This window comes from Enterobacter sp. CPE_E863, assembly GCF_046521465.1.
Classification (GTDB): Bacteria; Pseudomonadota; Gammaproteobacteria; order Enterobacterales; family Enterobacteriaceae; genus Enterobacter; species Enterobacter adelaidei.
The window spans coordinates 3,727,847-3,753,269 of the sequence record NZ_JBKFZX010000001.1; the positions used below are offsets into that span (position 1 = coordinate 3,727,847).

Annotated in this window: 23 protein-coding genes and 1 other RNA gene; 6 read left to right on the forward strand and 18 right to left on the reverse strand. The window is 54.0% G+C overall.

Features of this window, described 5'->3' with window-relative positions; translation table 11 throughout:
* Window positions 1–12: 12 nt before the first annotated feature.
* Genes ubiH through ACLHV8_RS18305 form a run of 3 tightly spaced genes read right to left on the reverse strand, consistent with a single transcriptional unit; the run spans window position 13 to window position 3,111 of the window.
* Window positions 13–1,191, reverse strand: coding sequence for a 2-octaprenyl-6-methoxyphenyl hydroxylase (gene ubiH, locus ACLHV8_RS18295; protein WP_208594596.1), 1,179 nt, complete (start codon window positions 1,189–1,191; stop codon window positions 13–15).
* Window positions 1,188–2,501: a Xaa-Pro aminopeptidase gene (gene pepP, locus ACLHV8_RS18300; RefSeq protein WP_108090752.1), complete on the reverse strand. Its 1,314-nt coding sequence runs from the start codon at window positions 2,499–2,501 to the stop codon at window positions 1,188–1,190. Before pepP ends, ubiH begins: the two co-directional genes overlap by 4 nt.
* Window positions 2,502–2,532: 31 nt before the next feature.
* On the reverse strand, window positions 2,533–3,111 hold the full coding sequence (locus ACLHV8_RS18305; protein ID WP_028016963.1) for a YecA family protein: 579 nt from the start codon (window positions 3,109–3,111) through the stop codon (window positions 2,533–2,535).
* 168 nt (window positions 3,112–3,279) lie between these two features.
* Here ACLHV8_RS18305 and zapA point away from each other — a divergent pair, with 168 nt between their 5' ends.
* The 3 genes from zapA to ACLHV8_RS18320 all read left to right on the forward strand — a co-directional run bounded on the left by zapA (window position 3,280) and on the right by ACLHV8_RS18320 (window position 4,455).
* Window positions 3,280–3,609, forward strand: a complete 330-nt coding sequence (gene zapA / locus ACLHV8_RS18310) for a cell division protein ZapA (RefSeq protein ID WP_006811891.1) — start codon at window positions 3,280–3,282, stop codon at window positions 3,607–3,609.
* Window positions 3,610–3,650: 41 nt separating this feature from the next.
* Window positions 3,651–3,834: non-coding RNA, 6S RNA (gene ssrS / locus ACLHV8_RS18315), on the forward strand.
* A 24-nt stretch (window positions 3,835–3,858) separates the two neighbouring features.
* Entirely contained in the window at window positions 3,859–4,455 is a 597-nt protein-coding gene (locus ACLHV8_RS18320; RefSeq protein WP_208594595.1) for a 5-formyltetrahydrofolate cyclo-ligase, read from the forward strand.
* Between the two features lie 41 nt (window positions 4,456–4,496).
* Here the strand turns inward: ACLHV8_RS18320 and serA are convergent, their stop codons facing one another.
* Window positions 4,497–5,729 carry a phosphoglycerate dehydrogenase gene (gene serA, locus ACLHV8_RS18325; RefSeq protein ID WP_028016965.1) on the reverse strand — a complete coding sequence of 411 codons (1,233 nt, stop codon included), beginning with the start codon at window positions 5,727–5,729 and terminating at the stop codon, window positions 4,497–4,499.
* 267 nt (window positions 5,730–5,996) lie between these two features.
* Window positions 5,997–6,656: a ribose-5-phosphate isomerase RpiA gene (rpiA, locus tag ACLHV8_RS18330; protein WP_003860091.1), complete on the reverse strand. Its 660-nt coding sequence runs from the start codon at window positions 6,654–6,656 to the stop codon at window positions 5,997–5,999.
* Window positions 6,657–6,783: 127 nt separating this feature from the next.
* Between rpiA and argP the strand changes: the two genes are divergently transcribed.
* Complete coding sequence (argP, locus tag ACLHV8_RS18335; RefSeq protein ID WP_008499727.1) at window positions 6,784–7,677, forward strand: DNA-binding transcriptional regulator ArgP; 894 nt, start codon at window positions 6,784–6,786, stop codon at window positions 7,675–7,677.
* 41 nt (window positions 7,678–7,718) lie between these two features.
* Here the strand turns inward: argP and ACLHV8_RS18340 are convergent, their stop codons facing one another.
* The 8 genes from ACLHV8_RS18340 to ACLHV8_RS18375 all read right to left on the reverse strand — a co-directional run bounded on the left by ACLHV8_RS18340 (window position 7,719) and on the right by ACLHV8_RS18375 (window position 16,234).
* On the reverse strand, window positions 7,719–8,441 hold the full coding sequence (locus tag ACLHV8_RS18340; protein ID WP_114979912.1) for an oxidative stress defense protein: 723 nt from the start codon (window positions 8,439–8,441) through the stop codon (window positions 7,719–7,721).
* 93 nt (window positions 8,442–8,534) lie between these two features.
* Window positions 8,535–9,170, reverse strand: coding sequence for an arginine exporter ArgO (gene argO / locus ACLHV8_RS18345; RefSeq protein WP_021242063.1), 636 nt, complete (start codon window positions 9,168–9,170; stop codon window positions 8,535–8,537).
* Between the two features lie 145 nt (window positions 9,171–9,315).
* Window positions 9,316–10,170, reverse strand: a complete 855-nt coding sequence (locus ACLHV8_RS18350; protein ID WP_208594594.1) for a small-conductance mechanosensitive channel MscS — start codon at window positions 10,168–10,170, stop codon at window positions 9,316–9,318.
* A 123-nt stretch (window positions 10,171–10,293) separates the two neighbouring features.
* Window positions 10,294–11,223: an HTH-type transcriptional activator AllS gene (allS, locus tag ACLHV8_RS18355; protein ID WP_208594593.1), complete on the reverse strand. Its 930-nt coding sequence runs from the start codon at window positions 11,221–11,223 to the stop codon at window positions 10,294–10,296.
* Window positions 11,141–12,016, reverse strand: a complete 876-nt coding sequence (locus tag ACLHV8_RS18360; RefSeq protein ID WP_208594592.1) for a DUF2877 domain-containing protein — start codon at window positions 12,014–12,016, stop codon at window positions 11,141–11,143. Before ACLHV8_RS18360 ends, allS begins: the two co-directional genes overlap by 83 nt.
* A gap of 40 nt (window positions 12,017–12,056) precedes the next feature.
* Window positions 12,057–13,319 (reverse strand): DUF1116 domain-containing protein, encoded by a 1,263-nt coding sequence (locus tag ACLHV8_RS18365; RefSeq protein ID WP_208594591.1) that lies wholly within the window; start codon window positions 13,317–13,319, stop codon window positions 12,057–12,059.
* Window positions 13,320–13,335: 16 nt separating this feature from the next.
* Window positions 13,336–14,997 (reverse strand): acyl-CoA synthetase FdrA, encoded by a 1,662-nt coding sequence (locus tag ACLHV8_RS18370; protein WP_208594590.1) that lies wholly within the window; start codon window positions 14,995–14,997, stop codon window positions 13,336–13,338.
* A gap of 13 nt (window positions 14,998–15,010) precedes the next feature.
* On the reverse strand, window positions 15,011–16,234 hold the full coding sequence (locus tag ACLHV8_RS18375; RefSeq protein ID WP_208594589.1) for an MFS transporter: 1,224 nt from the start codon (window positions 16,232–16,234) through the stop codon (window positions 15,011–15,013).
* 334 nt (window positions 16,235–16,568) lie between these two features.
* Here ACLHV8_RS18375 and ACLHV8_RS18380 point away from each other — a divergent pair, with 334 nt between their 5' ends.
* Window positions 16,569–17,474, forward strand: coding sequence for a carbamate kinase (locus ACLHV8_RS18380; protein ID WP_208594588.1), 906 nt, complete (start codon window positions 16,569–16,571; stop codon window positions 17,472–17,474).
* Between the two features lie 47 nt (window positions 17,475–17,521).
* Here ACLHV8_RS18380 and fbaA read toward each other — a convergent pair whose 3' ends face one another.
* The 4 genes from fbaA to tkt all read right to left on the reverse strand — a co-directional run bounded on the left by fbaA (window position 17,522) and on the right by tkt (window position 23,243).
* On the reverse strand, window positions 17,522–18,601 hold the full coding sequence (gene fbaA, locus ACLHV8_RS18385) for a class II fructose-bisphosphate aldolase (protein ID WP_028016969.1): 1,080 nt from the start codon (window positions 18,599–18,601) through the stop codon (window positions 17,522–17,524).
* A gap of 92 nt (window positions 18,602–18,693) precedes the next feature.
* Window positions 18,694–19,857, reverse strand: coding sequence for a phosphoglycerate kinase (pgk, locus tag ACLHV8_RS18390; protein ID WP_128347284.1), 1,164 nt, complete (start codon window positions 19,855–19,857; stop codon window positions 18,694–18,696).
* 49 nt (window positions 19,858–19,906) lie between these two features.
* On the reverse strand, window positions 19,907–20,926 hold the full coding sequence (gene epd / locus ACLHV8_RS18395) for an erythrose-4-phosphate dehydrogenase (protein WP_208594587.1): 1,020 nt from the start codon (window positions 20,924–20,926) through the stop codon (window positions 19,907–19,909).
* 325 nt (window positions 20,927–21,251) lie between these two features.
* On the reverse strand, window positions 21,252–23,243 hold the full coding sequence (gene tkt / locus ACLHV8_RS18400; RefSeq protein ID WP_049004948.1) for a transketolase: 1,992 nt from the start codon (window positions 23,241–23,243) through the stop codon (window positions 21,252–21,254).
* Window positions 23,244–23,515: 272 nt separating this feature from the next.
* On the opposite strand from tkt, the gene ACLHV8_RS18405 reads away from it, so the two are divergent.
* Complete coding sequence (locus ACLHV8_RS18405) at window positions 23,516–24,274, forward strand: M48 family metallopeptidase (RefSeq protein ID WP_021242066.1); 759 nt, start codon at window positions 23,516–23,518, stop codon at window positions 24,272–24,274.
* Between the two features lie 86 nt (window positions 24,275–24,360).
* On the opposite strand, the gene speB is transcribed toward ACLHV8_RS18405, so the two are convergent.
* Window positions 24,361–25,281: an agmatinase gene (speB, locus tag ACLHV8_RS18410; protein ID WP_025757725.1), complete on the reverse strand. Its 921-nt coding sequence runs from the start codon at window positions 25,279–25,281 to the stop codon at window positions 24,361–24,363.
* Window positions 25,282–25,423 lie beyond the last annotated feature (142 nt).

The following is a 25,423-nucleotide window of genomic DNA, read 5'->3' on the forward strand; positions in this document are numbered from 1 at the left end:
GGTGATAACTCCTTAACGCGCGACCCAACCAAGGGTCCGCTGCGCCAGCACGTCACGTGCCGGAATGAATAATTCCATCGCCATCAGCCCGAGGTTACGGCCCGCAACCAGCGGCGCCCAGTGATTGGCAAAAAGATGAACCAGACCATCAGTGACACCAATCGTCGCCTCTTTATCCGCCTGACGTCGCTTCTGGTAATGGCTTAGCACTGAGTACGCACCGCAATCTTTTTGCTCACCCCACGCTTGCGAAAGGGTTTCTGCAAGGCTCATGACATCACGTAACCCGAGGTTAAAGCCCTGACCCGCAATCGGATGCAGCGTCTGCGCGGCATTGCCCACTAGCACGACACGATGCGAGATGGATTGAGACGCTGTCGTCAGCGACAACGGATATACCGTCCGCTTGCCTGCATGAGCGATCTGTCCCAACCGCCAGCCAAAGGCTTTTTGCAACTCAGTGCAAAAACGTTCGTCGGACCAGGACTGAATCTCTTCAGACTTACTCTGGGGATGGCACCACACCAGCGAGCAGCGTCCGTTCGACATCGGCAGCATCGCCAGCGGACCATGCTGTGTAAAACGTTCAAACGCCCTGCCGCTGTGCGCTCCGGCCGTGGAGACATTCGCGATGACCGCCACCTGCCCATAAGCCTGCTGACGCCACTCGATACCACACTGGGTGCCGAGCGCAGATCGAGAACCATCTGCGGCAACCAAAAGCTGGCCTTCAAGAACAGTGCCATTTTCCAGCGTCACGCTGACCGCTCCTTCAGTGCGACTAAAACTGGCCAAACGCGCCGGACAATGCAGCGTGACGCCTGGTGCATCCTGGAGCTGACGGAACAGACGTAATCCGACGTCGTGCAGCTCAACGACCTGCCCCAGGGCATCAATACGATAATCCTGCGCATCCAGCGTGACAAAACCCGCATGACCGCGATCGCTAACATGAACGGTGTTGATCGCCGTCGCACAGTCGGCAATTGCCTGCCAGATACCAATTCGTGACAGTTGCTGACATGTCCCCTGCGCCAGCGCAATGGCGCGGGCATCAAAACCGGGGTGGTCGGAAGCCTCTGGAGCAACGGCTTCCACCAGATGCACCGGGAGTTTCCCCTGTGTCATGTGCGAAATAGCGAGTGCCAGCGTGGCCCCCGTCATTCCGCCGCCAACAATAATCACGCTCATTTGTGTGCCGCTGCCATCAGCGCCTCGATATCGTCAGCATTTTTGACCACGCTGGCCGTCAGGTTCTCGTTGCCGCTTTCGGTAATGACGATATCGTCTTCAATGCGGATGCCAATCCCGCGGTACTCTTCAGGCACGTCGGCATCAGGTGCGATATACAGCCCAGGCTCTACGGTTAATACCATGCCCGGCTCCAGCACGCGCGAACGCTCTGCGCCATACGCCCCCACATCATGCACATCCAGCCCCAACCAGTGGCTCAGGCCGTGCATAAAATACGGTCGATGTGCATTTTCAGCAATCAGAGTGTCTACGTCCCCTTTCAGAATACCGAGCTTAACCAGGCCGGTAATCATGATGCGCACAACTTCGCCGGTCACTTCCTGGATGGAGGTCCCGGGGCGATACAACCTGAGCGCCGTTTCAAGCGATTCCAGGACGATGTCGTAAATCGCGCGCTGCGCCGGTGAGAATTTACCGTTCACCGGGAAGGTACGGGTGATGTCCCCCGCGTAGCCCTGATATTCGCAACCGGCGTCAATCAGCACCAGATCGCCGTCGCGCAGCGCACTTTCGTTTTCGGTGTAATGCAGAATGCAGCCGTTTTCTCCGCCGCCAACGATGGTGTTGTAAGAGGGATAACGCGCGCCGTGGCGGTTAAATTCGTGGTGAATTTCGCCTTCCAGCTGGTATTCGAACATTCCGGGACGGCATTTCTCCATCGCTCGGGTGTGCGCCAGCGCGCTGATTTCACCTGCCCGACGCATCAAATTCAGTTCTTCTTCGGACTTGAACAGGCGCATCTCATGCACGACCGGACGCCAGTCTGTGAGCGTGGCGGGGGCGGACAGGTTCTGCCGCGAGCCTTTGCGCAGCTTATCCAGGGCAGTAAAGACTATTTCATCGGCATACGCGTATTCGCCCTGGGCGTGGTAAAGCACATCCAGACCATTCAACAACTGATAGAGCTGCTGATTGATTTCGCTAAACGCCAGCGCACGGTCAACGCCCAGCTTCGCCGGCGCGGCCTCCTGGCCTAAGCGGCGGCCAAACCAGATTTCGGCCGTCAGATCGCGTACGCGGTTGAAAATCACGCTGTGGTTGTGGGTGTCATTGCTTTTAATCAGCACCAGTACCGCTTCCGGCTCGTTAAAGCCGGTGAAGTACCAGAAATCGCTGCTCTGGCGATAGGGATATTCGCTGTCGGCACTGCGCGTTACTTCGGGCGCGGCAAAAATCAGCGCAGCGCTTCCCGGCTGCATTTTGGCGAGCAGCGCCTGGCGGCGGCGCGAATACTCTTGATTCGAGATAACCATGACACCCTCCTGTGCGTTATTTTTCTTAATGTAAGGTTGGTTTGCGGACTTCCGGCGCGGTCGGCTGTGAGCGCGTAAAGTTGTCGTGGCACAGCAACGCCGCCACGCGCACATACTCGATGATCTCTTCGAGAGACATTTCCAGCTCTTCCTGGTCTTCGTCTTCATCGTAACCAAGCTGTGCAATGTTACGCAGGTCGTCGATCGCTTCACCGGCTTCGCCGGTCACTTTATCGAGTTTAGGCTGTGTCACACCCAGCCCCAGCAGATAGTGGTTTACCCACCCTGCCAGCGCATCAGCGCGATCAAACACGCTTACGTCATCGCCCTCAGGCAGATAAAGCTGAAAAAGGAAGCCATCATCTTCCAGTGAATCACTGATGGCGGCGTGCATTTTACGCAGCGCTTCCGCCAGCTCGTGACCAAACGCCAGCCCTTCGTTCGTGAGGTCGTGGATCAGCGGCTGCCATGAGCTGTCGCTGTTTCCGCCGCACAGCATGCCACTGATCAAACCGTGCATTTCGGCAGGGGTTAAACCCACTCCCTGCTGGTTCAGTAACTGGTTTAAATCGTTGTAACCAGGCATTTCGTTCTGTATAGACATGAGCATTCGTCGTCAAAGGGGGGAAGTTTCATGATATGCTACCACTTTGGACCCTGGTGATACCAGAAAAGGGCTTGTATCTTCACATCAGGGTAGCTATAGTGTCGCCCCTTCGCGGCCCCCGGGGCAGTAAGCGAAGGCAGCGCAGTCAATCAGCAGGAAGGTGGCATGTCTGCACAACCCGTCGATCTCCAGATTTTTGGCCGTTCACTGCGAGTGAATTGTCCACCTGAACAAAGGGATGCCCTGAATCAGGCTGCGGACGATTTGAATCAGCGGTTGCAAGATCTAAAAGAACGCACTAGAGTCACAAATACTGAGCAGCTGGTTTTCATCGCCGCGTTGAACATCAGCTATGAACTGACTCAGGAAAAAGCGAAGACCCGCGACTACGCGGCAAGCATGGAGCAGCGCATTAAAATGCTCCAGCAGACCATAGAACAGGCATTGCTTGATCAAGGTCGCAATCCCGAAAGACCGGGACCAAAGTTTGAATAACACTTCTCAGTTGACTATGGTAGAGTAACTGTGAAGACAAAATTTCTCTGAGATGTTCGCAAGCGGGCCAGTCCCCTGAGCCGATATTTCATACCACAAGAATGTGGCGCTCCATGGTTGGTGAGCATGCTCGGTCCGTCCGAGAAGCCTTAAAACTATGACGACACATTCACCTTGAACCAAGGGTTCAAGGGTTACAGCCTGCGGCGGCATCTCGGAGATTCCCTCTCTTTTCTTCTACCGACTACCATGACTCAATTCCCTGAAGTTTCTGCTTCACGCCAGGACATTCGTCAGTTAATTCGTCAACGCCGTCGTGCGTTAACCTCCGATCAGCAAGCGCATTTTGCCCAGCAGGCTGCCGCGCGCATGATGGCGTATCCGCCTGTTGTGATGGCGCATACCGTCGCCTTGTTTCTCTCATTTGATGGCGAGCTGGATACCCAACCTCTCATCGAGCAACTCTGGCGAGCCGGGAAGAAAGTTTACCTGCCAGTGCTGCATCCGTTTAGCGAAGGTAATCTACTGTTTCTTCACTACCACCCGCACAGCGATCTGGTCGTGAATCGTCTGAAAATCACTGAGCCAAAACTGGATGTTCGTGACGTGCTGCCGCTGTCACAGCTGGATGTGCTGATTACGCCTCTGGTGGCGTTTGATGAACAGGGCCAGCGTTTAGGGATGGGCGGCGGCTTTTACGACCGGACGCTGCAAAACTGGCAACAGTATGGGCTACAGCCGGTGGGTTACGCGCATGATTGTCAGGGCGTGGAGGCATTGCCGGTGGAAAAATGGGATGTGCCGCTGCCGGCGGTGGTGACGCCCAGTAAAACCTGGACCTGGTAGAATAAAGCCGGGTGGCGCAGCCACCACCCGACACAACACAATCAGTACAGCAGACGCGCGCGAATCGTCCCCGGAAGCGCCTTCATGCTCTGCAGTGCTTTCTCGGCAACATCGTCATCCGCTTCAATATCAATCACCACATAACCCATCTGAGAATTCGTCTGCAGATACTGCGCGGCGATGTTGACGCTCTGCTCGGCAAAGATCTGGTTAATGGCGGTCAGCACACCTGGACGGTTTTCGTGAATGTGCAGCAAGCGACGACCACCGTGCAGCGGCAGAGACACTTCCGGGAAGTTCACCGCAGAGAGCGTAGAACCGTTGTCAGAATATTTGCTCAGTTTACCCGCCACTTCCAGACCGATGTTCTCCTGCGCTTCCTGGGTCGAGCCGCCAATGTGTGGCGTCAGGATCACGTTATCGAACTCGCACAGCGGAGAATTAAACGGATCGCTGTTGGTCGCAGGCTCCGTCGGGAAGACGTCGATGGCCGCACCCGCCAGATGCTTACGCTTCAGCGCATCCGCCAGTGCCGGGATATCGACAACCGTGCCGCGCGCGGCGTTGATCAGCAGTGAGCCCGGCTTCATCAGCGCCAGCTCTTCCGCGCCCATCATGTTTTTGGTGGAGGCATTTTCCGGCACGTGGAGGCTCACCACGTCGCTCATGTTCAGCAGATCAGACAGGTGCTGAACCTGCGTCGCGTTACCCAGAGGCAGCTTGCTTTCAATATCGTAAAAATAGACATGCATCCCGAGAGATTCAGCCAGAATCCCCAGTTGAGTACCAATGTGACCATAACCAATGATACCCAATTTTTTACCACGGGCTTCATATGACCCCGCTGCCAGTTTATTCCAGACTCCGCGGTGTGCTTTGGCGTTAGCTTCAGGGATACCGCGTAGCAGCAGCAACAACTCGCCAATCACTAACTCCGCCACGGAACGGGTGTTGGAGAACGGGGCGTTGAACACTGGAATACCGCGTTTGGCGGCTGCATTCAGATCGACCTGATTGGTGCCGATACAGAAACAGCCAATGGCAACCAGTTTTTCCGCCGCAGCAATTACATCTTCAGTCAGGTGGGTACGGGATCGCAGACCAATGAAGTGGGCATCACGGATGGCCGCTTTCAGCTCTTCGGTGTCCAGCGCGCCTTTGTGAAATTCGATGTTGGTGTAACCCGCTGCACGAAGGCTATCAAGCGCTTTCTGATGCACGCCTTCTACCAGCAGGAATTTAATCTTGTCTTTCTCCAGTGATACCTTTGCCATTTACCCGACCCTGTATTTTATCTGAACTGATGTTGTGCTGGATTTAAATCCGCTATAGCCAACATATCAAAAAAAACTATTGCAGCAATATGAACGTTTGCGTCGGCACTCTGAAGAAAAGTCATACAGGGTAAAATGACAGAGGAAAATGCTACAGAAATTTGTGAATGCGGCAGGATCGGCAAAAGAGGCGTAAAAACGTGACACAAGTCACCGAATTTAGCTTTTCAAAAATTTTTTAGCGGGGGGAGGACTCCCCCCGTCAGATCATTTTACGATGGTTTTCACGCCGTCAGCGGTGCCGATCAGCGCCACATCCGCGCCACGGTTGGCGAATAGCCCTACGGTCACTACGCCTGGAATGCCGTTGATGGCATTTTCCAGCGCAATAGCATCAAGGATTTCCAGACCGTGAACGTCGAGGATCACGTTACCGTTATCAGTGACTACGCCCTGACGATATTCCGGACGACCGCCCAGCTTCACCAGCTGACGGGCAACCGCGCTACGGGCCATCGGGATCACTTCCACCGGCAGCGGGAAATTACCCAGAATATCGACCTGCTTGGAGGCGTCCGCGATGCAGATGAACTTGTCCGCAACGGAGGCGATGATTTTTTCACGCGTCAGCGCTGCACCACCGCCTTTGATCATCTGCATATGGCCGTTAATCTCATCCGCGCCATCAACGTAAATCCCCAGACGGTCAACTTCGTTGAGATCGAAAACGGTAATGCCGAGGCTTTTCAGCTTTTCCGTGGAAGCATCGGAGCTGGAAACCGCGCCCTCGATTTGCCCCTTCATCGTGCCCAGCGCATCGATAAAGTGTGCCGCGGTTGATCCCGTACCGACACCGACAATGGTACCCGGCTGTACATACTGGAGAGCGGCCCATCCTACTGCTTTTTTCAGTTCATCCTGCGTCATGATCGTTTTGCCTGTGGTGTGAAAACTTAGGCCGCATTATAGAACACGTGAGGTGGAATTCGTCTGTCACAAAGGGAAAATTGTGTCATAGTGCAGAATAAGCCAAATTAAGGAGCCAGCCAGAGCAATGAAACGTCCGGACTACAGAACACTACAGGCACTTGATGCAGTTATTCGTGAACGAGGTTTTGAGCGCGCGGCGCAAAAGCTTTGCATCACGCAGTCCGCCGTATCACAGCGTATCAAACAGCTTGAAAACATGTTCGGCCAGCCGCTGCTGGTACGCACCGTGCCGCCACGTCCAACCGAGCAAGGGCAAAAGCTCCTCGCCCTGCTGCGCCAGGTTGAACTGCTGGAAGATGAGTGGTTGGGTGACGAACAAACGGGCTCTACGCCACTGCTGCTCTCTCTGGCGGTCAACGCCGACAGTCTGGCAACCTGGCTGCTGCCGGCCCTGGCCCCGGTATTGGCAGATTCACCTATCCGTCTGAATTTACAGGTTGAAGATGAAACCCGTACCCAGGAGCGCCTGCGTCGTGGTGAAGTGGTTGGTGCGGTCAGTATTCAGCCTCAGGCGCTGCCGAGCTGTCTTGTCGATCAGTTAGGTGCTCTGGATTACCTGTTTGTCGGTTCAAAAGCCTTTGCCGAGCGCTACTTCCCGAACGGCGTCACCCGCGCCGCGCTGCTGAAAGCTCCCGCCGTAGCGTTCGACCATCTGGACGATATGCATCAGGCGTTCCTGCAGCAAAACTTTGACCTGCCGCCGGGCAGCGTACCGTGCCATATCGTCAACTCGTCTGAAGCCTTCGTGCAGCTTGCGCGTCAGGGCACCACCTGCTGCATGATCCCGCATCTGCAGATTGAGAAAGAGTTGAAAAGCGGAGAGCTGATTGACCTAACGCCGGGGCTGTATCAGCGCCGGATGCTTTACTGGCACCGTTTTGCGCCGGAAAGCCGCATGATGCGCAACGTGACCGATGCGCTACTGGCGTACGGACATAAGGTGTTGAGACAGGATTAAAAAATAAGCCGGGTGGCGGCTTCGCCTACCCGGCCTACCGGTTACTGAGCTGGCTTTTGAGTCGGTTCCAGCTGGAACACCACATCAACCTGATCGTCGAACTGAATAGTCGGCTGCTCGTAAGTTTCCTGAGCAGATACTGGCGCCGCATCGGCTTTCATCATCCGCACCATCGGGCTTGGCTGATAGTTAGAGACGTGGTAACGCACGCTGTAAACCGGGCCGAGCTTGCTGTTAAAGCCAGCGGCCAGCTGTTGCGCCTGATGCATCGCATCATCAATCGCCGCTTTACGCGCTTCGTCTTTGTATTTCTCCGGTTGCGCAACGCCCAGCGACACAGAGCGAATTTCGTTCAGCCCCGCCTTCAGCGCGCCATCCAATAATGCATTCAGCTTGTCCAGTTGACGCACCGTCACTTCGACAGTACGCACAGCACGGTAGCCTTTCAGAATGCTTTTGCCGTTCTGGTAGTCGTAATCGGGTTGAGTACGCAGGTTAGCGGAGTTGATATCTTTTTTACCTACACCGTTCTGCTCAAGAAAAGAGAGATATTGCGCAACACGATCGTCAGCCTGCTTCTTGGCAGATGCCGCATCTTTCGCAGCCACATTGACTTCAATCGCCAGGGTTGCAACATCCGGTACCGCATCCACACTTGCGGTGCCTGAAGTGACGATGTGCGGGCCATCTGGCAGTTCACTTGCCTGCACCGACACCGCACCTAAACTCACTAATGCCGCCAGGGCCATCACTTTAAACTTCACTGTCATTCCTCCATGTTGCGAAGAGTGCCCCAACAACAGGGCGCATGCCAGCAAGCTTAGCGGGTCTTGTTCAGTTGTCCATAAGACAATGGCTTAGTTGAACAATTCCTGGACATGGTGAATGCCCTCTTTTGCCAACTGGAAGGCGATAAACCACATCACGAGACCCACCAGCGTGTTGATGATCCGCTGCGCTTTAGCAGTGCGAAGACGAGGGGCCAGCCATGCCGCAAGTATGGCGAGACCGAAGAACCAGAGGAAAGAGGCGCTGACCGTGCCAAGCGCAAACCAGCGCTTCGGCTCAACATCCAGCTGTCCGCCCAGGCTCCCCAGCACCACAAAAGTATCGAGATAAACGTGCGGGTTAAGCCAGGTAACCGCCAGCATGGTGACGATGATCTTCCAGCGCCCCTGCTTCATGACTTCAGCGCTTGCGAGTTCAAGGTTGCTGCTCATGGCCGTTTTCAGTGCGCCAAAACCGTACCACAGCAGGAACGCCACGCCGCCCCAGGTAACCAATGCAAGAAGCCACGGCGACTGCATCAGCAATGCACTACCGCCAAAAATCCCGGCGCAGATCAGCAGCAAATCGCTTACCGCGCACAGGAGAGCAATCATCAGATGATACTGGCGGCGAATGCCCTGGTTCATCACGAACGCATTTTGCGGGCCAAGCGGAAGGATCATGGCCGCACCTAAGGCAAGCCCTTGAAAGTAATAGGATAACATGACGAAACTCTCACAGTGTTGTTCTGGAAGCAGACTATACTGCGCGAATCACATTAGAGGAAATTGATAATATTAATTGGGGATTAGTCGTGCTTATAAAAATAATGCCCGGTGGCGCTAACGCTTACCGGGCCTGGTGGTGAAGTTATTCTGCTTCTTTGACTTTTTTGACGTTTACGTCCATCTGCGGGTACGGGAAGCTGATGCCGTTAGCATCGAACTCACGTTTGATACGCTCCAGAACATCCCAGTAGACGTTTTGCAGATCGCTGCTTTTGCTCCAGATACGTACCACGAAGTTAATCGAAGAAGCACCCAGTTCGTTCAGGCGTACGGTCTGCTCTTTGTCTTTCAGAATACGATCGTCTGAAGCAATGATATTGCTAATCAGCGACTTCACCTGATCGATATCAGAATCATATGCCACGCTGATGATCAGCTCATTTCGGCGCACAGGTTCGCGGGAAAAGTTGATGATGTTGCCTGCAATAATTTTCCCGTTTGGCACAACAACAATACGACCATCAACGGTACGCAGGGTGGTAGAGAAAATCTGTACCTGAAGTACCGTTCCGGCAATCCCACCAAGGTCAACGTACTCACCAGAACGGAATGGGCGGAAGGTGACCAGCAGTACGCCGGCGGCCAGATTCGAGAGCGAGCCCTGCAATGCAAGGCCAATAGCCAGACCTGCTGCACCAAGCACGGCGATTACCGATGCGGTCTGTACGCCGACGCGTCCCAGCGCCGCAATCAGCGTAAAGGCGATAATGCCGTAGCGCACCAGTGCGGAGAGGAAGTCAGCCACCGTGGCGTCAATGTGACGGGCCAGCATTACGCGGTTAACCGCGTTCGATACGATACGCGCCACGATCATCCCGACGATGATGATCGCAATGGCTGCTACAATATTAACCGCATAACTCAGCAGCAATGCCTGGTTGCGCACCAGCCAGGTTCCCGCATTGTTAATACCATCTACTACACCGAGATCGTCCATTCAATTTTCCTTGTTAATAACCCAAAACACGCGCTAACGAGATCTTAATCACGAAAACGCCAGTGTTAAAGGTAAACAAAAGCAGGAAAATATGCCATTTACGGCGGCTGATTTCTGCAGGAGTTAGTTAAGCTGACGGTCAATCTCGTTGGTAAATTCCGCTACCAGCAGATCTTTATTGCGAAATAACGTCACAATCTCATCAATCACTTTTCCGCTACCGACGGACTTCCACGCCACCGAAAGCGGAGATTTTTGGCGTGGGTTTACCACATCTCGTGCCACCAGTTGCCCGGACTCAATATAGGGCTGACACTGACGCTCTGGCAGAAAACCTACCCCCAGCCCGCTAACATGACAGACAATTTTTGTGCTCATATCAGGCACCTTAATTTCTTTTTGCCCGCCGAGCAGCCACGCCACCCGACGCGTCAGATTACGCGAGGTATCATCAATATTGATTGCCGGATACTTGCGCAGCATATCGTCTGTTAAGCGATCCGCTGGATGTGAAGCAAGCGGGTGATCGCTTGCAACAACGAAGCGCCAGCGAATCTCACCCAGTGGAAGAAGAGAAATGGTATTTGACAGGGATTCCGAGCCCGTCACCCCGATGGCGAGATGAAAATCATCATAGAGCAACGTATCCCACACCCCCATATACACCTGTCGGGAAAGCTGGAAACGCGTGAAGGGAAAACGTTGATGCAGCCAGGTTAACAGCCTGGCTGCAGAGCGCGGCTGGTAGAGCAGATTGTTAACAACAATATTGATCTGTCTTTCGACACCCGCATTAATTTGCTGCAGTTCATCCGGCATGGCATCCAGCCAGCTCAGCCACTGCCGACAGTTTTCGAGCAGATGCGTGCCCGCAGGGGTTAAGCTCACTGAACGGGTGGTGCGTAAAAAGAGCTGCGTGCCGGTCTGCTCCTCAAGCGTTTTAATCCGGTAGCTGATCGCTGCGGGCGTTTTATGGAGTGAAGCGGCTGCTCGCGAAAAACTCCCGGTCTCCGCGACCCGTATAAATGTCCGCACTGTTTCCTGATCGAGCATGTTCTCGCCTTTCCTTCTGGATCTGTAACCATCGCAACGTAATCACCATGCCGGCAACGATATCAGCGCCCGACGTATGCCCCATCAGCACCAGCCGCCGAATGGCTCTGTGCGGATCGCGTCCGGCCTGCAGGCAGCGCAGCAGATGAAGAACCGGAGTAGAAAATTCGCCGTAGCGGGCGCTGTTGAGGTAACTGCAGCTTACCGAAGTTGTGAGCGTCATGAGTTGATCGGCCGAGGGTAAAAATGGGCAAGCCTGGAGTTGCGGAAAAAAGTGTGAAGCATGTAACACTGCCAGCGCGCCTGTCAGCATGTCGTCACCACCGGGCGTTAGGCCGGGCCCCATGCCAATTAATCCTGTCCAGGAAGGGGGATTACCGTTCTTCCACTGGGCGAGGCCATCCAGCAATAACCTGAAGGCAATGGCACCCGCGTCCAGTTGGCAGAGCGGGCCACACAGCCCCGTTTGTTCGGGGTAGTCTCGCAAATCCGGCACGGGCATCGTACCGCGTTGAGGGGCCAGGTTGAGCCGACGTCTTAACAAGATAGAGGCGTCATACCCCAGCAGAGTTTTACCCCGTTTGGTCCACCGTTTGGCATCGTACACTTTCGCAAAATTCCGCGTTGAGAGTAATACACCGGCAGGCGCAACCCCTTTGCCGTAACGGATAAAAGACATCAGCGTGCCATCAGCATGAACGTAGTTGATCGCTTGAGTGAAGCGGCTGTGCAGATGCCACTCTCCGTCACTCAGACGCTCAACGCCACCATAGGCCATAGACTCCAGGATCATAGCAAGAACTCCGGGGCGGCAGGACCGCCCCTTTTAACCATTACGCGGTAACGTGATACAGCTCAGCGAGAGCCTCAAGGGCTTTTTCAAAGCACGGCAGCGGTGCGCGCACCGTTCCGGCACCCACCTGTCCGATCCCCGCCTCGCGGTGAGCGATACCGGTGTTAATCAGCGGCGTGATCCCGGTTTCAACAACCCTACGGACATCTAACCCCAGACATGCTCCCTTGAAGTCCCAGGAGGGGATCTGGAAGAGCGGGTTACTGGCGAGATAGATTTCAGCCATCTCTTCCGACGTTTCCAGCGCGGCACCCATGCCGCCCGCCCCGACAAAACGCGTGACGCCAGGTGCCGCAATCATCGCCGCACCGCCAATCCCCAGCGTTTCGGTGATTGCGCTGTCGCCGATATCCGGGTTCGCATCCGCCTGGCTATAACCGGTAAAGAACAGACCCTGCGGCGTATTCACGGGTGCAGTGAACCAACGGTCACCTGTACCGCTGACTCGGATACCAAACTCGCGACCGTTGCGCGTCATAGCCGTGACTACGGTACCGGCTTTGATTTGCGCGGCCGTATCCATCACCGCTTTGCTGTAAGCCATCGCCAGGTTGAGGAAGAACTGGTCAGTTACGCTCAGGAACTGCAGCACCTCGATGATTTCAGCCTGCGGGCGGTCCAGCCCTGCAATTACCGGAGAGAGCGTGCGGAGTAATAAAGAAGACGCGGCGATGTTGCGCTGGTGGAACTCGTCGCCCATGGTAATGGCCTGCGCCATCATCGCTGTCAGGTCGATTCCATTGTCAATTTTGCTCAGCGCTGCCTGAAGAACCGGGGCAAGCGTATCTCGCATCCAGCGCAGCCGCTGCTGTACATCATCACCGTACGCGCCAAAACGCATCACCTTGCCGATACCTTCGTTCAGGTTGCAGCAAGACTGGTTACCATGAACCACATCACGCACAATCAGCACAGGCATATTCGCCGAGGTGATCCCGCCCATTGGCCCCACGGCGCCAACATGGTGGCACGGGATAAACGCCACTTCTCCCTGCTCCAGCAGGCGCACCGCATCCTCTTCACGCTCGGCCCAGCCTTCAAAAAGCGCTGCCCCAATGCACGCCCCGCGCATTGGACCGGTCATCTCCTCCCAGGCAATCGGTGGACCCGCATGCAATAGCTTACGCCCGGAAGAAAGTTCAGTTACAGCCTCTTTGGCCGGACGGACAGCAACCCAGTGTGGACGCGCAGCTTTGATTCGTTCAATGATGGCTTCATTGGCCTGTGCAATAGATGAATACATATTTGTACCTCTGAACTTAATGTAACTGTTTGAGTAAACTGGCAAGACGGGCGTTGCCGCCGGCGACAGGTGCCCACTGATAGTGGACAACCGGCGTTCCGCTGCTTTGTAAATCCAGCGCAAAACTACGCAGTCCGGCATTGATAACCTGAACACCGTCGAGAAGTGCGCAGTGCTTGTCTGATGCGCTCGGGGTCTGGTGTTGGATCAGGCTGCTGGCGAGCAAAACGGCCTCTTCCAGCGTCTCAACAACGACGACGCCGGCCTGCCGCAGCTTTTCTAACTGCCCGTCACGCCCCTGAGGATCGTCCTCGGTACCGGTCAGCGTGGCGATAACTGCTAGAGGCTCAGCGCGCTGCGAGCGCACTTTTTCAATCGCCTCAACCACCGCCGCCGCAGGATCGGCACAGGCGCCATAGCCCAGCACCACGTCCAGCAGCAAAACGCCCGTCTCAGGCTGAGCCGCCAGCTTTTCAATTTCGATGCTGCGGGTAGTTGGGTCGATCATCGGGTGCGGTCTGCCAAGGGTGTAACTGTCATCTCCTAAATCGACGATACGATGCTCCTCAAACGCCAGCATGATTCCATCCTGATGGCTTTCGCTCAGCGGAATGCCCAGCTCCTCGGAAAGCAACATCGCCGCTTCCGCTGCCAGCGTACCGCCGGCATACAAACCGCAAATGCCTTTCCCCACCACCTCTGGCTGAGACTGGCGCTGCTTAGCCACGCGCATCAGCAGCACCGCGAGCCGGGCTGCATCGGAGAGCGAGTGCGCGAGCCAGACGTTGCCGTCGCGACGCTGCTCCGGTTTACTCCCGAGGAAGAGCGCGACTACCTGCTTACCGACACTCTGCATGGCTGTAATAACCCGGGTGCGCACCTGAGGTGACGGCGGCTTAGAAACGAATGCGATGACCTTTGTTACCTCATCTCCTGCCAGCATCTCTAGCGCGGTAAGCGCACTAAGGCCACCGACGTCAGCACTCAGATCGCGTCCCCCCAAACCGATGGCATGGCTTATGCCTTGCTGGTGAAGGGCAATCTGAGAGGTGATTTCCTGAATACCCGTCCCGGACGCGCCAATTACGCCAACTCCCCCCTCGGGCAGGACGTTGGCAAAAGCCAACGGGCTGCCGGCAATCATCGCCGTACCGCAGTCCGGCCCCATAACAATCAGTCCACGCTCGCGAGCCAGCGTTTTCAGCTCAACTTCCTGCGCAACCGGCACGTTATCGGAAAACAGCATCACGTTTTTATCAGCCAGTAACCCTTCTTTGGCGACCGACGCTGCATACTCTCCGGCAACGGAGACCAGCAGCAGATTGGCATCAGGCAGTTTCTGACAGGCGCTTTCCCAGCGCCGTGCTTTCACCAACTGGTGCGAACTTCCCGACGCAGTGGCAATCGCGTTCAGCTCTTTCTCTAACTGCTCGCGGATAACGTCCAGGATCTCGGGCTGTTCGGATTCGGTGCGTACGGCGACGCATATATCGTTTGGTGTCGACTGGGAAAAATCGTCATGCCAGAAGCCCGTTGAATCCAGCATTGATTTATTGGCTGGGGTTCCCATCATGACGGAGACCTGATCCACTTCCGGGTGCTCGCTTAATTTGCGGGAAATAATCATCAGGCTGACGGAATCCTGAAAACTTCCCTTTTTAACAAAGGCGTAAATCATTACCGCTACCTCTTTATGCGCGTTTTTCTTTTAAGAACAGCATCCCGCACAGACCAATCGCCAGGAGTACCGCGGAAACATAGAAACTGGAAGCCAGGCTTCCCGTCATATCGCGAACGGCCCCGGCAATAATCGGTGCCAGAATGGATGAGCTCATACCAATGAAATTGAATAATCCGAATGCGGTGCTGTAGTTGTTTTCATCCACACTGTCGGCAACCAGCGCCACCAGTACCGGGTCCAGCGCCAGCTTGCCTACCAGGCCGTACACGCAAAGCGCGACGATAACGCCGGTCATATTTGGCATCCAGACGATGGACAACATGCTGACTATCGCCACCGGTACTAAAAACAGAATTAATGGCTTACGCTTGCCTAACTTATCGGAGAGGCTGGAGAACAGCAGCGCACCCGGAATAGAGATCCACGCCACCAGCGAGGAGATAAACCCGGTTTCGCTGCCCGGAATGCCGCGTTCGTTTTGCAGGTAATAAGGAAGCCAGGTCAGGATCACGAAGAAGCCAAACAGGCTGCAGAACACCATGATGTAAGTCAGGATCAGGTTACGGTTCTTAAAGAGATCGCTGAACTTACCTTTCTTAACCGTCTGTCCTTCGGCTTCGGCGGTGCGTTTCTTTTCCTTAACGAACAGCCAGATTGCAACCCCGACCAGAACAGAAGGTATGGCCATAGCGTAAAACGGCATTCGCCAGGAGTAGCCCTGGTCGTAGACCAGCCAGCTGGAGGTCATTAATCCGAGGGCAATACCAAATGCCATACCGCTGTTAATTATCGCGCTACCGAGAGAACGGTATTTTTTCGGGATTTGTTCAGAGGATAATCCGTACTGAGGGCCGTAATATGTCCCTTCCCCTGCGCCGGTCACGACTCGCGCAAAGAGCAGCGTGTACCAGCTTTTTGCCCAACCGGTCACCGCGGTAAAAACGCCAAAAAGAATAAAGCCAGGAACCAGTACTTTTTTCTTACCAATTTTATCGCCGAGGATCCCGGCAGGGACCTGCAATAAAGCATAAGAAAAATAGAATACTGAATTAAGTATCCCTAACTGCGTACCGCTCAGGCCGAATTCTTTTTCCAGTTCGCCCATCACAGGATTTAGTACCGTACGGTCGGCGTACATAAAAATCCAGCCAAGCCAGAACAGGAAAATTGTGACCCACCAGGCCGGTATTCCTTTTTTCTTTGTGGCCTCAGCCACGTCATATGATGCAGACATAAGCAATCTCCCGGTAATAATTACCGCTGAATACCTCATGTTATCGCGCTGATACGTGAGGTTTGATGTTTTAACTGCCGTTACAGTATCGGGGTATAACGCTATTTCATTTGAACAAAGTCACACAAAATCTATTGTTATAAATTCCTGGGAATTGGCATCGATATTATTAAAAAAAATCTAATAATGACTTTTAAAATTAATTAAATAAACAAAAGCGAAACATCATTAATTAACGAGATATTTTTTGTGGTCGCCGGGTTGTAACGCCTATCACATTATCGTTTTCATAAACCTTTATGTTGACCGCGAGTTATTTACCACAGAGGTCATAATGAAAAAGAAAATTGTTATTGCTCTTGGGGGCAATGCGTTATTACAGCGTGGGGACGTCCTGAGCGCAGAAAATCAGCAGCGCAGCATTAAGGTCTTTGCCAAAATGGTCGCCGCGCTGGCGGGTGATTACCAGCTGGTGATCGTTCACGGCAACGGGCCGCAGGTCGGCCTGCTGGCACTGCAGAATGCGGCCTATACCGAATCGCCCGCCTGGCCGCTGGACCTGCTGGTAGCTGAAAGCCAGGGGATGATTGGTTCCGCCATCGCGCAGGAACTGACGCATTTTGTGCGAAACGTGCCGGTCACAACGCTCATGACCCGCGTAGAGGTAGATGTACACGATCCCGCATTTTCCCTGCCGGGAAAATACATTGGCCCGGTATATCAACCCGAGCAGCAGGCAGCGCTTGAGTCGCGTTACGGCTGGATTATGAAAGCAGACGGTAATTATATCCGTCGCGTGGTCCCCTCTCCGCTTCCGCTAAAAATCGTTGATGATAAGGCAATCTCGACGCTGATGGACGCCGGGCATTTAGTGATTTGCTGTGGGGGCGGAGGGATCCCGGTGATCGCTCAGGGAGAAGGCTATGAGGGGACGGAAGCGGTCATCGATAAAGACCTGACCGCAGCGGTGCTGGCGCAGTCTATTCATGCCGATCATTTATTGATCCTGACCGATGCCGATGCGGTCTACGAAAACTGGGGAACGCCGCAGGCTCGCCCGCTTCGGCATGTCACGTTGCAGGAGCTAGCACCTTTTGCCGCTCCGGACGGCGCGATGGGGCCGAAGGCAGCAGCAGTGATACAGTTCGTGCAGCAAACGGGAAACACAGCGTTTATCGGCGCGCTCAACGATGCACCGCAAATACTGGCGGGCAAAAAAGGAACCTGCATTACAGGCTAAAAAAAAGGCTTCCCGAAGGAAGCCTTTTTTATTGGGGCAAATTCATATTACAGAACGTCAACCGCGTTCAGTTCTTTGAAAGCCTGCTCCAGACGGGTCACCATGGAAGTCTGCGCTGCGCGCAGCCATACGCGTGGATCGTAGTATTTCTTGTTCGGCTGGTCTTCGCCTTTCGGGTTGCCCAGCTGGCCCTGCAGGTAAGCTTCGTTAGTTTTGTAGTACTGCAGAATACCGTCCCAGGTAGCCCACTGGGTATCGGTATCAATGTTCATTTTCACTACACCGTAGCTTACGGAATCTTTGATTTCCTGAGCAGAAGAACCGGAACCGCCGTGGAAGACGAAGTTCAGGCTGTTGTGCGGCAGGTTGTGTTTCTTAGACACATATTCCTGAGAATCACGCAGGATAGTTGGGGTCAGAACCACGTTACCTGGTTTGTAAACGCCGTGCACGTTACCGAAGGACGCTGCAATGGTGAAGCGTGGGCTGATTTTGCTCAGCTCGGTGTAAGCGTAATCAACGTCTTCTGGCTGGGTGTACAGTGCAGAAGCGTCCATGTGGCTGTTGTCCACGCCGTCTTCTTCACCACCGGTGCAACCCAGTTCGATTTCCAGGGTCATGTCCATTTTGGCCATGCGCGCCAGGTATTTGGAGCAAATTTCGATGTTTTCGTGCAGTGACTCTTCAGACAGGTCGATCATATGAGAAGAGAACAGTGGCTTACCGGTAGCAGCGAAGTGTTTTTCACCCGCGTCCAGCAGACCGTCGATCCACGGCAGCAGTTTCTTCGCGCAGTGGTCAGTGTGCAGGATAACTGGAACACCGTAGTGTTCAGCCATCTGGTGTACGTGGTGCGCACCAGAGATAGCACCCAGGATTGCAGCACCCTGAGGAACGTCAGTTTTCACGCCTTTACCAGCGATGAACGCAGCACCGCCGTTAGAGAACTGAACGATAACCGGTGCTTTAACTTTTGCAGCGGCTTCCAGTACGGCGTTGATGGAGTCGGTACCTACGCAGTTAACTGCTGGCAGAGCGAAGTTGTTTTCTTTAGCTACCTGGAACACTTTCTGTACGTCATCACCAGTGATAACGCCAGGTTTTACGAAATCAAAAATTTTAGACATGTTGCTTAGTCCTGTATCTTCGGCCGTTAGAAAAGGTGCGAGCTCTTAAAAGCGCGCTGAAAATTGGGCAGGTTTCCCTGCCCTTGAATGGCTTACTTCTTAGCGCGCTCTTCGAGCATTGCTACTGCTGGCAGTACTTTGCCTTCCACGAATTCGAGGAATGCACCGCCACCAGTGGAGATGTAGGAGATCTTGTCAGCGATACCGAACAGGTCGATTGCCGCCAGGGTGTCACCACCACCTGCGATAGAGAACGCTTCGCTGTCTGCAATAGCGTTAGCAACGATTTCAGTCCCTTTGCGGAAGTTCGGGAATTCGAACACGCCAACAGGACCATTCCACAGGATAGTTTTTGCGTTTTTCAGGATTTCAGCCAGTTTCTGTGCAGAAACGTCGCCCAGGTCCAGAATTTGCTCTTCGTCTTTGATGTCGTTTACAGACTTCAGGGTCGCCGTTGCAGTTTCAGAGAACTCAGTAGCAACACGAACATCTGTTGGAACTGGAATATCACAGGTGCTCAGCAGGCGTTTAGCTTCGTCAACCAGGTCTGCTTCGTACAGGGATTTACCCACGTTGTGACCTTGAGCAGCAACGAAGGTGTTCGCGATACCACCGCCAACGATCAGCTGGTCAGCAATTTTAGACAGGGAGTCCAGAACGGTCAGTTTGGTAGAAACTTTAGAACCACCAACGATAGCAACCATTGGACGAGCTGGTTCTTTCAGTGCTTTACCCAGCGCTTCCAGTTCGTCAGCCAGCAGAGGACCTGCACAGGCTACGTCTGCGAATTTACCGATACCGTGGGTAGAAGCCTGCGCACGGTGAGCCGTACCGAAAGCATCCATTACGAATACGTCGCACAGTGCAGCGTATTTTTTGGACAGTGCTTCGTCGTCTTTCTTCTCGCCTTTGTTGAAGCGAACGTTTTCCAGAACAACCAGTTCACCGGCAGCAACTTCAACGCCGTCCAGGTAATCTTTCACCAGGCGAACCGGGTTGGACAGTTTGTCTTTCAGGTAATTAACAACTGGCAGCAGAGAGAACTCTTCGTTGTACTCGCCTTCGGTTGGACGACCCAGGTGGGAGGTTACCATCACTTTAGCGCCCTGCTTCAGAGCCAGTTCGATGGTTGGCAGAGATGCACGGATACGCGCGTCGCTGGTCACTTTACCCTCTTTAACCGGTACGTTCAGATCAGCACGGATGAAAACGCGTTTACCAGCCAGATCCAGATCGGTCATCTTAATTACAGACATGGTGAATCCTCTCGTTGATTCTTAAAGTTTTGCAGACGCACGATGCGTCTTACCTGAAACCTTGAGCGGCCATTGCTAACGTTGTGTCGAGCATTCGGTTAGCAAAGCCCCATTCGTTATCACACCAAACCAGCGTCTTGATAAGGTGTGCGCCACTGACGCGCGTTTGAGTGCCATCAACGATGGCGCTGTGCGGGTCGTGGTTAAAATCTACTGAGACCAACGGCAATTCCGTATAGTCAACTATACCATGAAATGCACCCTGTGCCGCTTTTTGCAGCAACATGTTGACTTCACAGGATTTTACCGGTTTTTTCACCGTCACACTAAGGTCAATTGCAGTGACGTTAATCGTCGGAACGCGCACGGCAATCGCTTCAAAACGGTCATTAAACTGCGGGAAAATACGTGTGATCCCTGCAGCCAGTTTTGTGTCCACCGGAATGATTGACTGGCTCGCCGCGCGAGTGCGTCGTAAATCCGGATGGTAGGCGTCGATCACCTGCTGATCGTGCATGGCGGAGTGAATCGTGGTCACCGTGCCGGATTCAATGCCATATGCATCGTCTAACAGTTTAATGACCGGAATAATGCAGTTAGTGGTACAGGAGGCGTTGGAGACAATGCGGTGTTCAGCTTGCAGCTCATGCTGATTGACGCCAAACACGACGGTCGCGTCGAGATCGTTGCTGCCGGGATGAGAAAACAGGACTTTTTTCGCACCTGCTGCCAGATGGGCTTCGCCATGTTCGCGGTTGCCATACACGCCGGTACAGTCAAGCACCACATCCACACCCAATTCACGCCAGGGTAGCCCGGTAATGCTGTTCTCATGCAGCACACGAATAGCGTCATCACCGACAAAAAGCTGATCTCTTTCCTGGCGCACATCCCAGGCAAAGCGTCCGTGGCTGGTGTCATATTTCAACAAATGCGCCATGCCCGTAGCATCCGCCAGTTCATTGATTGCCACCACGGTCATTTCCGCCCGACGTCCGGATTCATACAAAGCACGAACCACATTACGTCCGATGCGACCGAAGCCATTAATCGCTACGCGTACGGTCATAGATCTCCTGCAAAGCTATCCCTGGGTTTGAGGTGGCTGAAAGAGTAATCCAGCTACGCCCGAAGGGGAATCCTTGCTGTCACAAACTGCGATTGATTGGTCAATTGTCGAACATTTAATCGACTGAAACGCTTCAGCAAGAATAAGCGAATCGGGGAATAAAAGGAATGTCTGTCCAGATGAATAAGCGAGCTATATGACTTGCGTCACATTTTTGGTGGAATAATGACAACAAAAAAGCCGGGTGGCGCGCTAGCGCTAACCCGGCCTACTTTCGAGCCATTTGTAGGCCCGGTTAGCATAGCGCCACCGGGCGAAACGGCGATTACAGCAGTTCTTTCGCTTTCGCTACAACGTTCTCAACGGTGAAACCGAACTCTTCGAACAGCAGCTCTGCCGGTGCAGACTCACCAAAGGTGGTCATACCGACGATTGCGCCATTCAGGCCCACATATTTGAACCAGTAGTCAGCAATACCCGCTTCCACCGCCACACGAGCAGTAACCGCTTTAGGCAGTACGGACTCGCGGTATGCAGCATCCTGCTTGTCGAACGCATCGGTAGACGGCATGGAGACCACACGCGCTTTAACGCCTTCGGCAGACAGTTTGTCCCATGCCGCAACAGCCAGCTCAACTTCAGAACCGGTAGCGATGAAGATCAGTTCAGGCTGACCTGCACAATCTTTCAGCACATAACCACCGCGAGCGATGTTCGCCAACTGCTCTGGAGTACGATCCTGCTGTGCCAGGTTCTGGCGGGAGAGGATCAGTGCGGTTGGGCCATCCTGACGCTCAACACCGTATTTCCACGCCACTGCGGATTCAACCTGGTCACATGGACGCCATGTGCTCATGTTCGGAGTCACACGCAGAGAAGCCACCTGCTCTACCGGCTGGTGAGTTGGACCATCTTCGCCCAGACCGATGGAGTCGTGGGTGTAGACCATCACCTGACGCTGTTTCATCAGCGCAGCCATACGTACGGCGTTACGTGCGTACTCTACGAACATCAGGAAGGTAGAGGTATACGGCAGGAAACCACCGTGCAGGGAGATACCGTTAGCAATTGCCGTCATACCGAATTCACGTACACCATAATGGATGTAGTTACCGGCAGTATCTTCATTGATCGCTTTAGAACCGGACCACAGGGTCAGGTTAGAAGGCGCCAGGTCAGCAGAACCGCCCAGGAATTCAGGCAACAGTGGGCCAAATGCTTCAATCGCATTCTGAGACGCTTTACGGCTGGCGATTTTAGATGGGTTCGCCTGCAGCTTAGCGATGAACTCGTTCGCTTTTGCATCGAAGTCAGACGGCATATCGCCTTTCATGCGACGGGTGAACTCAGCAGCTTCCTGTGGGAAGGCTTTAGCATACGCAGCGAACTTCTCGTTCCATGCGGCTTCTTTCGCCTGACCTGCTTCTTTGGCATCCCACTGAGCATAAATGTCAGATGGGATTTCGAATGCCGGGTGTTTCCAGCCCAGCGCTTCGCGCGTCAATGCAATTTCCGCGTCGCCCAGTGGCGCACCGTGAGAATCGTGGGTACCGGCTTTGTTCGGTGAACCGAAGCCGATAATGGTTTTGCACATCAGCAGGGATGGTTTGTCAGTGACAGCGCGCGCTTCTTCTACTGCACGTTTAATCGAGTCAGCATCGTGGCCATCAACACCACGCACAACGTGCCAGCCATAGGCTTCAAAACGTTTAGCGGTGTCATCGGTGAACCAGCCCTCAACGTGACCGTCAATGGAGATACCATTGTCGTCGTAGAACGCAACCAGTTTGCCCAGTTTCAGGGTACCCGCCAGGGAGCACACTTCGTGAGAAATGCCTTCCATCATGCAGCCATCACCCATGAACGCGTAGGTGAAGTGGTCTACGATGTCGTGGCCAGGACGGTTGAACTGCGCCGCCAGGGTCTTCTCAGCAATCGCCATACCCACAGCGTTCGCAATACCCTGGCCCAGTGGACCGGTCGTGGTTTCAACACCAGCGGTGTAACCCACTTCCGGGTGACCTGGAGTTTTGGAGTGCAGCTGACGGAAGTTTTTCAGCTCTTCAATTGGCAGATCGTAGCCAGTGAGGTGCAGCAGGCTATAGATCAGCATAGAGCCGTGGCCGTTGGACAGCACGAAACGGTCGCGGTCAGCCCATGCCGGGTTCTGCGGGTTGTGGTTCAGGAAATCACGCCACAGGACTTCGGCGATATCAGCCATACCCATAGGGGCCCCTGGGTGGCCGGATTTGGCTTTCTGTACTGCGTCCATGCTCAGCGCACGAATAGCATTAGCAAGCTCTTTACGTGAGGACATTTTAACTCCAGATCGGACTGTTAAAGGCCATGCCCTTGACGACAGCGCGTTTTGGGCTACGCCGGAAAAAAGTGCCAACAATGTAACCCAAGCGGCATGCCATGTACATGGAGCATTCTTTTGCAGCTTAAGAAATCTCTGGATCATGCTCGCATGTTGCGCAATCTGCTCGCCCGGCCCCGTAGATATTCCTTATACTTAGCCCGACCCCGGCTTCGTTGCCGGTGTACTTTTCGGATTTTATTCAGATTAACGAGTACGGAAGCAACCACATGAAAATGCGTGCAATAGTGCTGGCCCTGGGAACAACGCTCCTGCTGAGTGGCTGTCAGAATATGGATTCTAACGGCCTGATGACCTCAGGCGCAGAAGCTTTTCAGGCTTATTCCCTGAGCGACGCGCAGGTAAAAGCGCTGAGCGACCAGGCCTGTAAAGATATGGACGGAAAAGCCACACTTGCCCCTGCTAACAGTACCTACACGCAGCGTCTGAATAAGATTGCTTCCGCGCTGGGCGATAACATCAACGGCCAGCCGGTAAACTACAAGGTTTACATGGCCAAAGACGTGAACGCTTTCGCGATGGCGAACGGTTGTATCCGCGTCTATAGCGGGCTGATGGATATGATGACCGACAACGAAGTTGAAGCGGTTATCGGCCATGAAATGGGCCACGTTGCGCTCGGTCACGTGAAGAAAGGGATGCAAGTTGCCTTAGGTACCAATGCTATTCGCGCGGCGGCGGCTTCAGCGGGCGGTATTGTTGGTAGCCTGTCGCAGTCGCAGCTTGGCGATGTCGGAGAGAAGTTGGTTAATTCTCAGTTCTCCCAGCGTCAGGAGTCCGAAGCGGATGACTACTCCTACGACCTGTTGCGCAAACGCGGCATTAATCCATCAGGTTTAGCCACCAGCTTCGAAAAACTGGCCAAACTGGAAGCAGGACGTCAAAGCTCAATGTTTGATGATCACCCAGCCTCAGAAGAACGCGCGCAGCATATTCGCGACCGTATGGCCGCAGACGGAATTAAATAATTTCAGAAGGAGGCTGTTGTGCCTCCTTTTCAAAAGCACAAAAAAGCCCTCACCAGCTGGTGAGGGCTTTTACTTAACCGCTAAACTTACTCGCCTTTTTTCGCCGCCTGGATGTAAAGCATTTCCAGTGCCAGCGTCGCCGCAGCCAGAGCGGTAATTTCGGACTGATCGTAAGCCGGAGCCACTTCCACCACGTCCATCCCGACGATGTTCAGATCTTTCAGACCACGAACCAGTTTGATGGCACGGTCAGAAGTCAGGCCGCCGATCACAGGTGTACCGGTACCCGGAGCAAACGCTGGATCCAGGCAATCGATATCGAAGGTCAGGTAGACCGGCATATCGCCCACGATCTGCTTCACCTGCGCGATGATGTCGTCAACACCGCGATCGTTCACCTGGCAGGCGTCCAGTACGGTAAAGCCGTTATCTTTATCGAACTCAGTACGAATACCGATCTGCACGGAGTGGTTTGGATCGATAAGGCCTTCGTTTGGCGCGGTGAAGAACATGGTGCCGTGGTCAAACTCGCAGCCGTTCGCATAAGTGTCGGTATGTGCATCAAAGTGCACCAGCGCCATTTTACCGAAGTGCTTGGCATGGGCGCGCAGCAGCGGCAGGGTCACGAAGTGGTCACCACCGAAGGAGAGCATGCGCTTACCGGCAGCCAGCAGCTTCTCGGCGTGCGCCTGGAGTTTTTCGCTCATCTCACGCGCGTCGCCGAAGGCATACACCAGGTCACCGCAGTCCACCACGTTCAGACGCTCGCGCATGTCAAAGTTCCACGGGAAGCGGTTGTGCTCCCAGGCCAGGTTAGTCGATACCTGACGGATGGCTGCCGGGCCATGACGCCCACCGGCACGACCGGAGGTTGCCATATCAAATGGCACGCCAGTGATAACCCAGTCGGCATCGCTGTCGTACGGCTGGAAGTTCATCGGAAGGCGTAAAAAACCAAACGCGTTAGATACCAGAGAGTTATCGTACTGATGACCTAAAGTGCTCATGTCCTGACCTCTTTTAAAGTCGATTCATTAAAAACAGATGAAAAAAAATCCCCTCCGCGTCGTTAAACCCGACGAGGAAGGGATTGATTCGTAAATAGCATATTGGGGCGAATTATCGCCGCTAATTCATACGGGTTCAAGA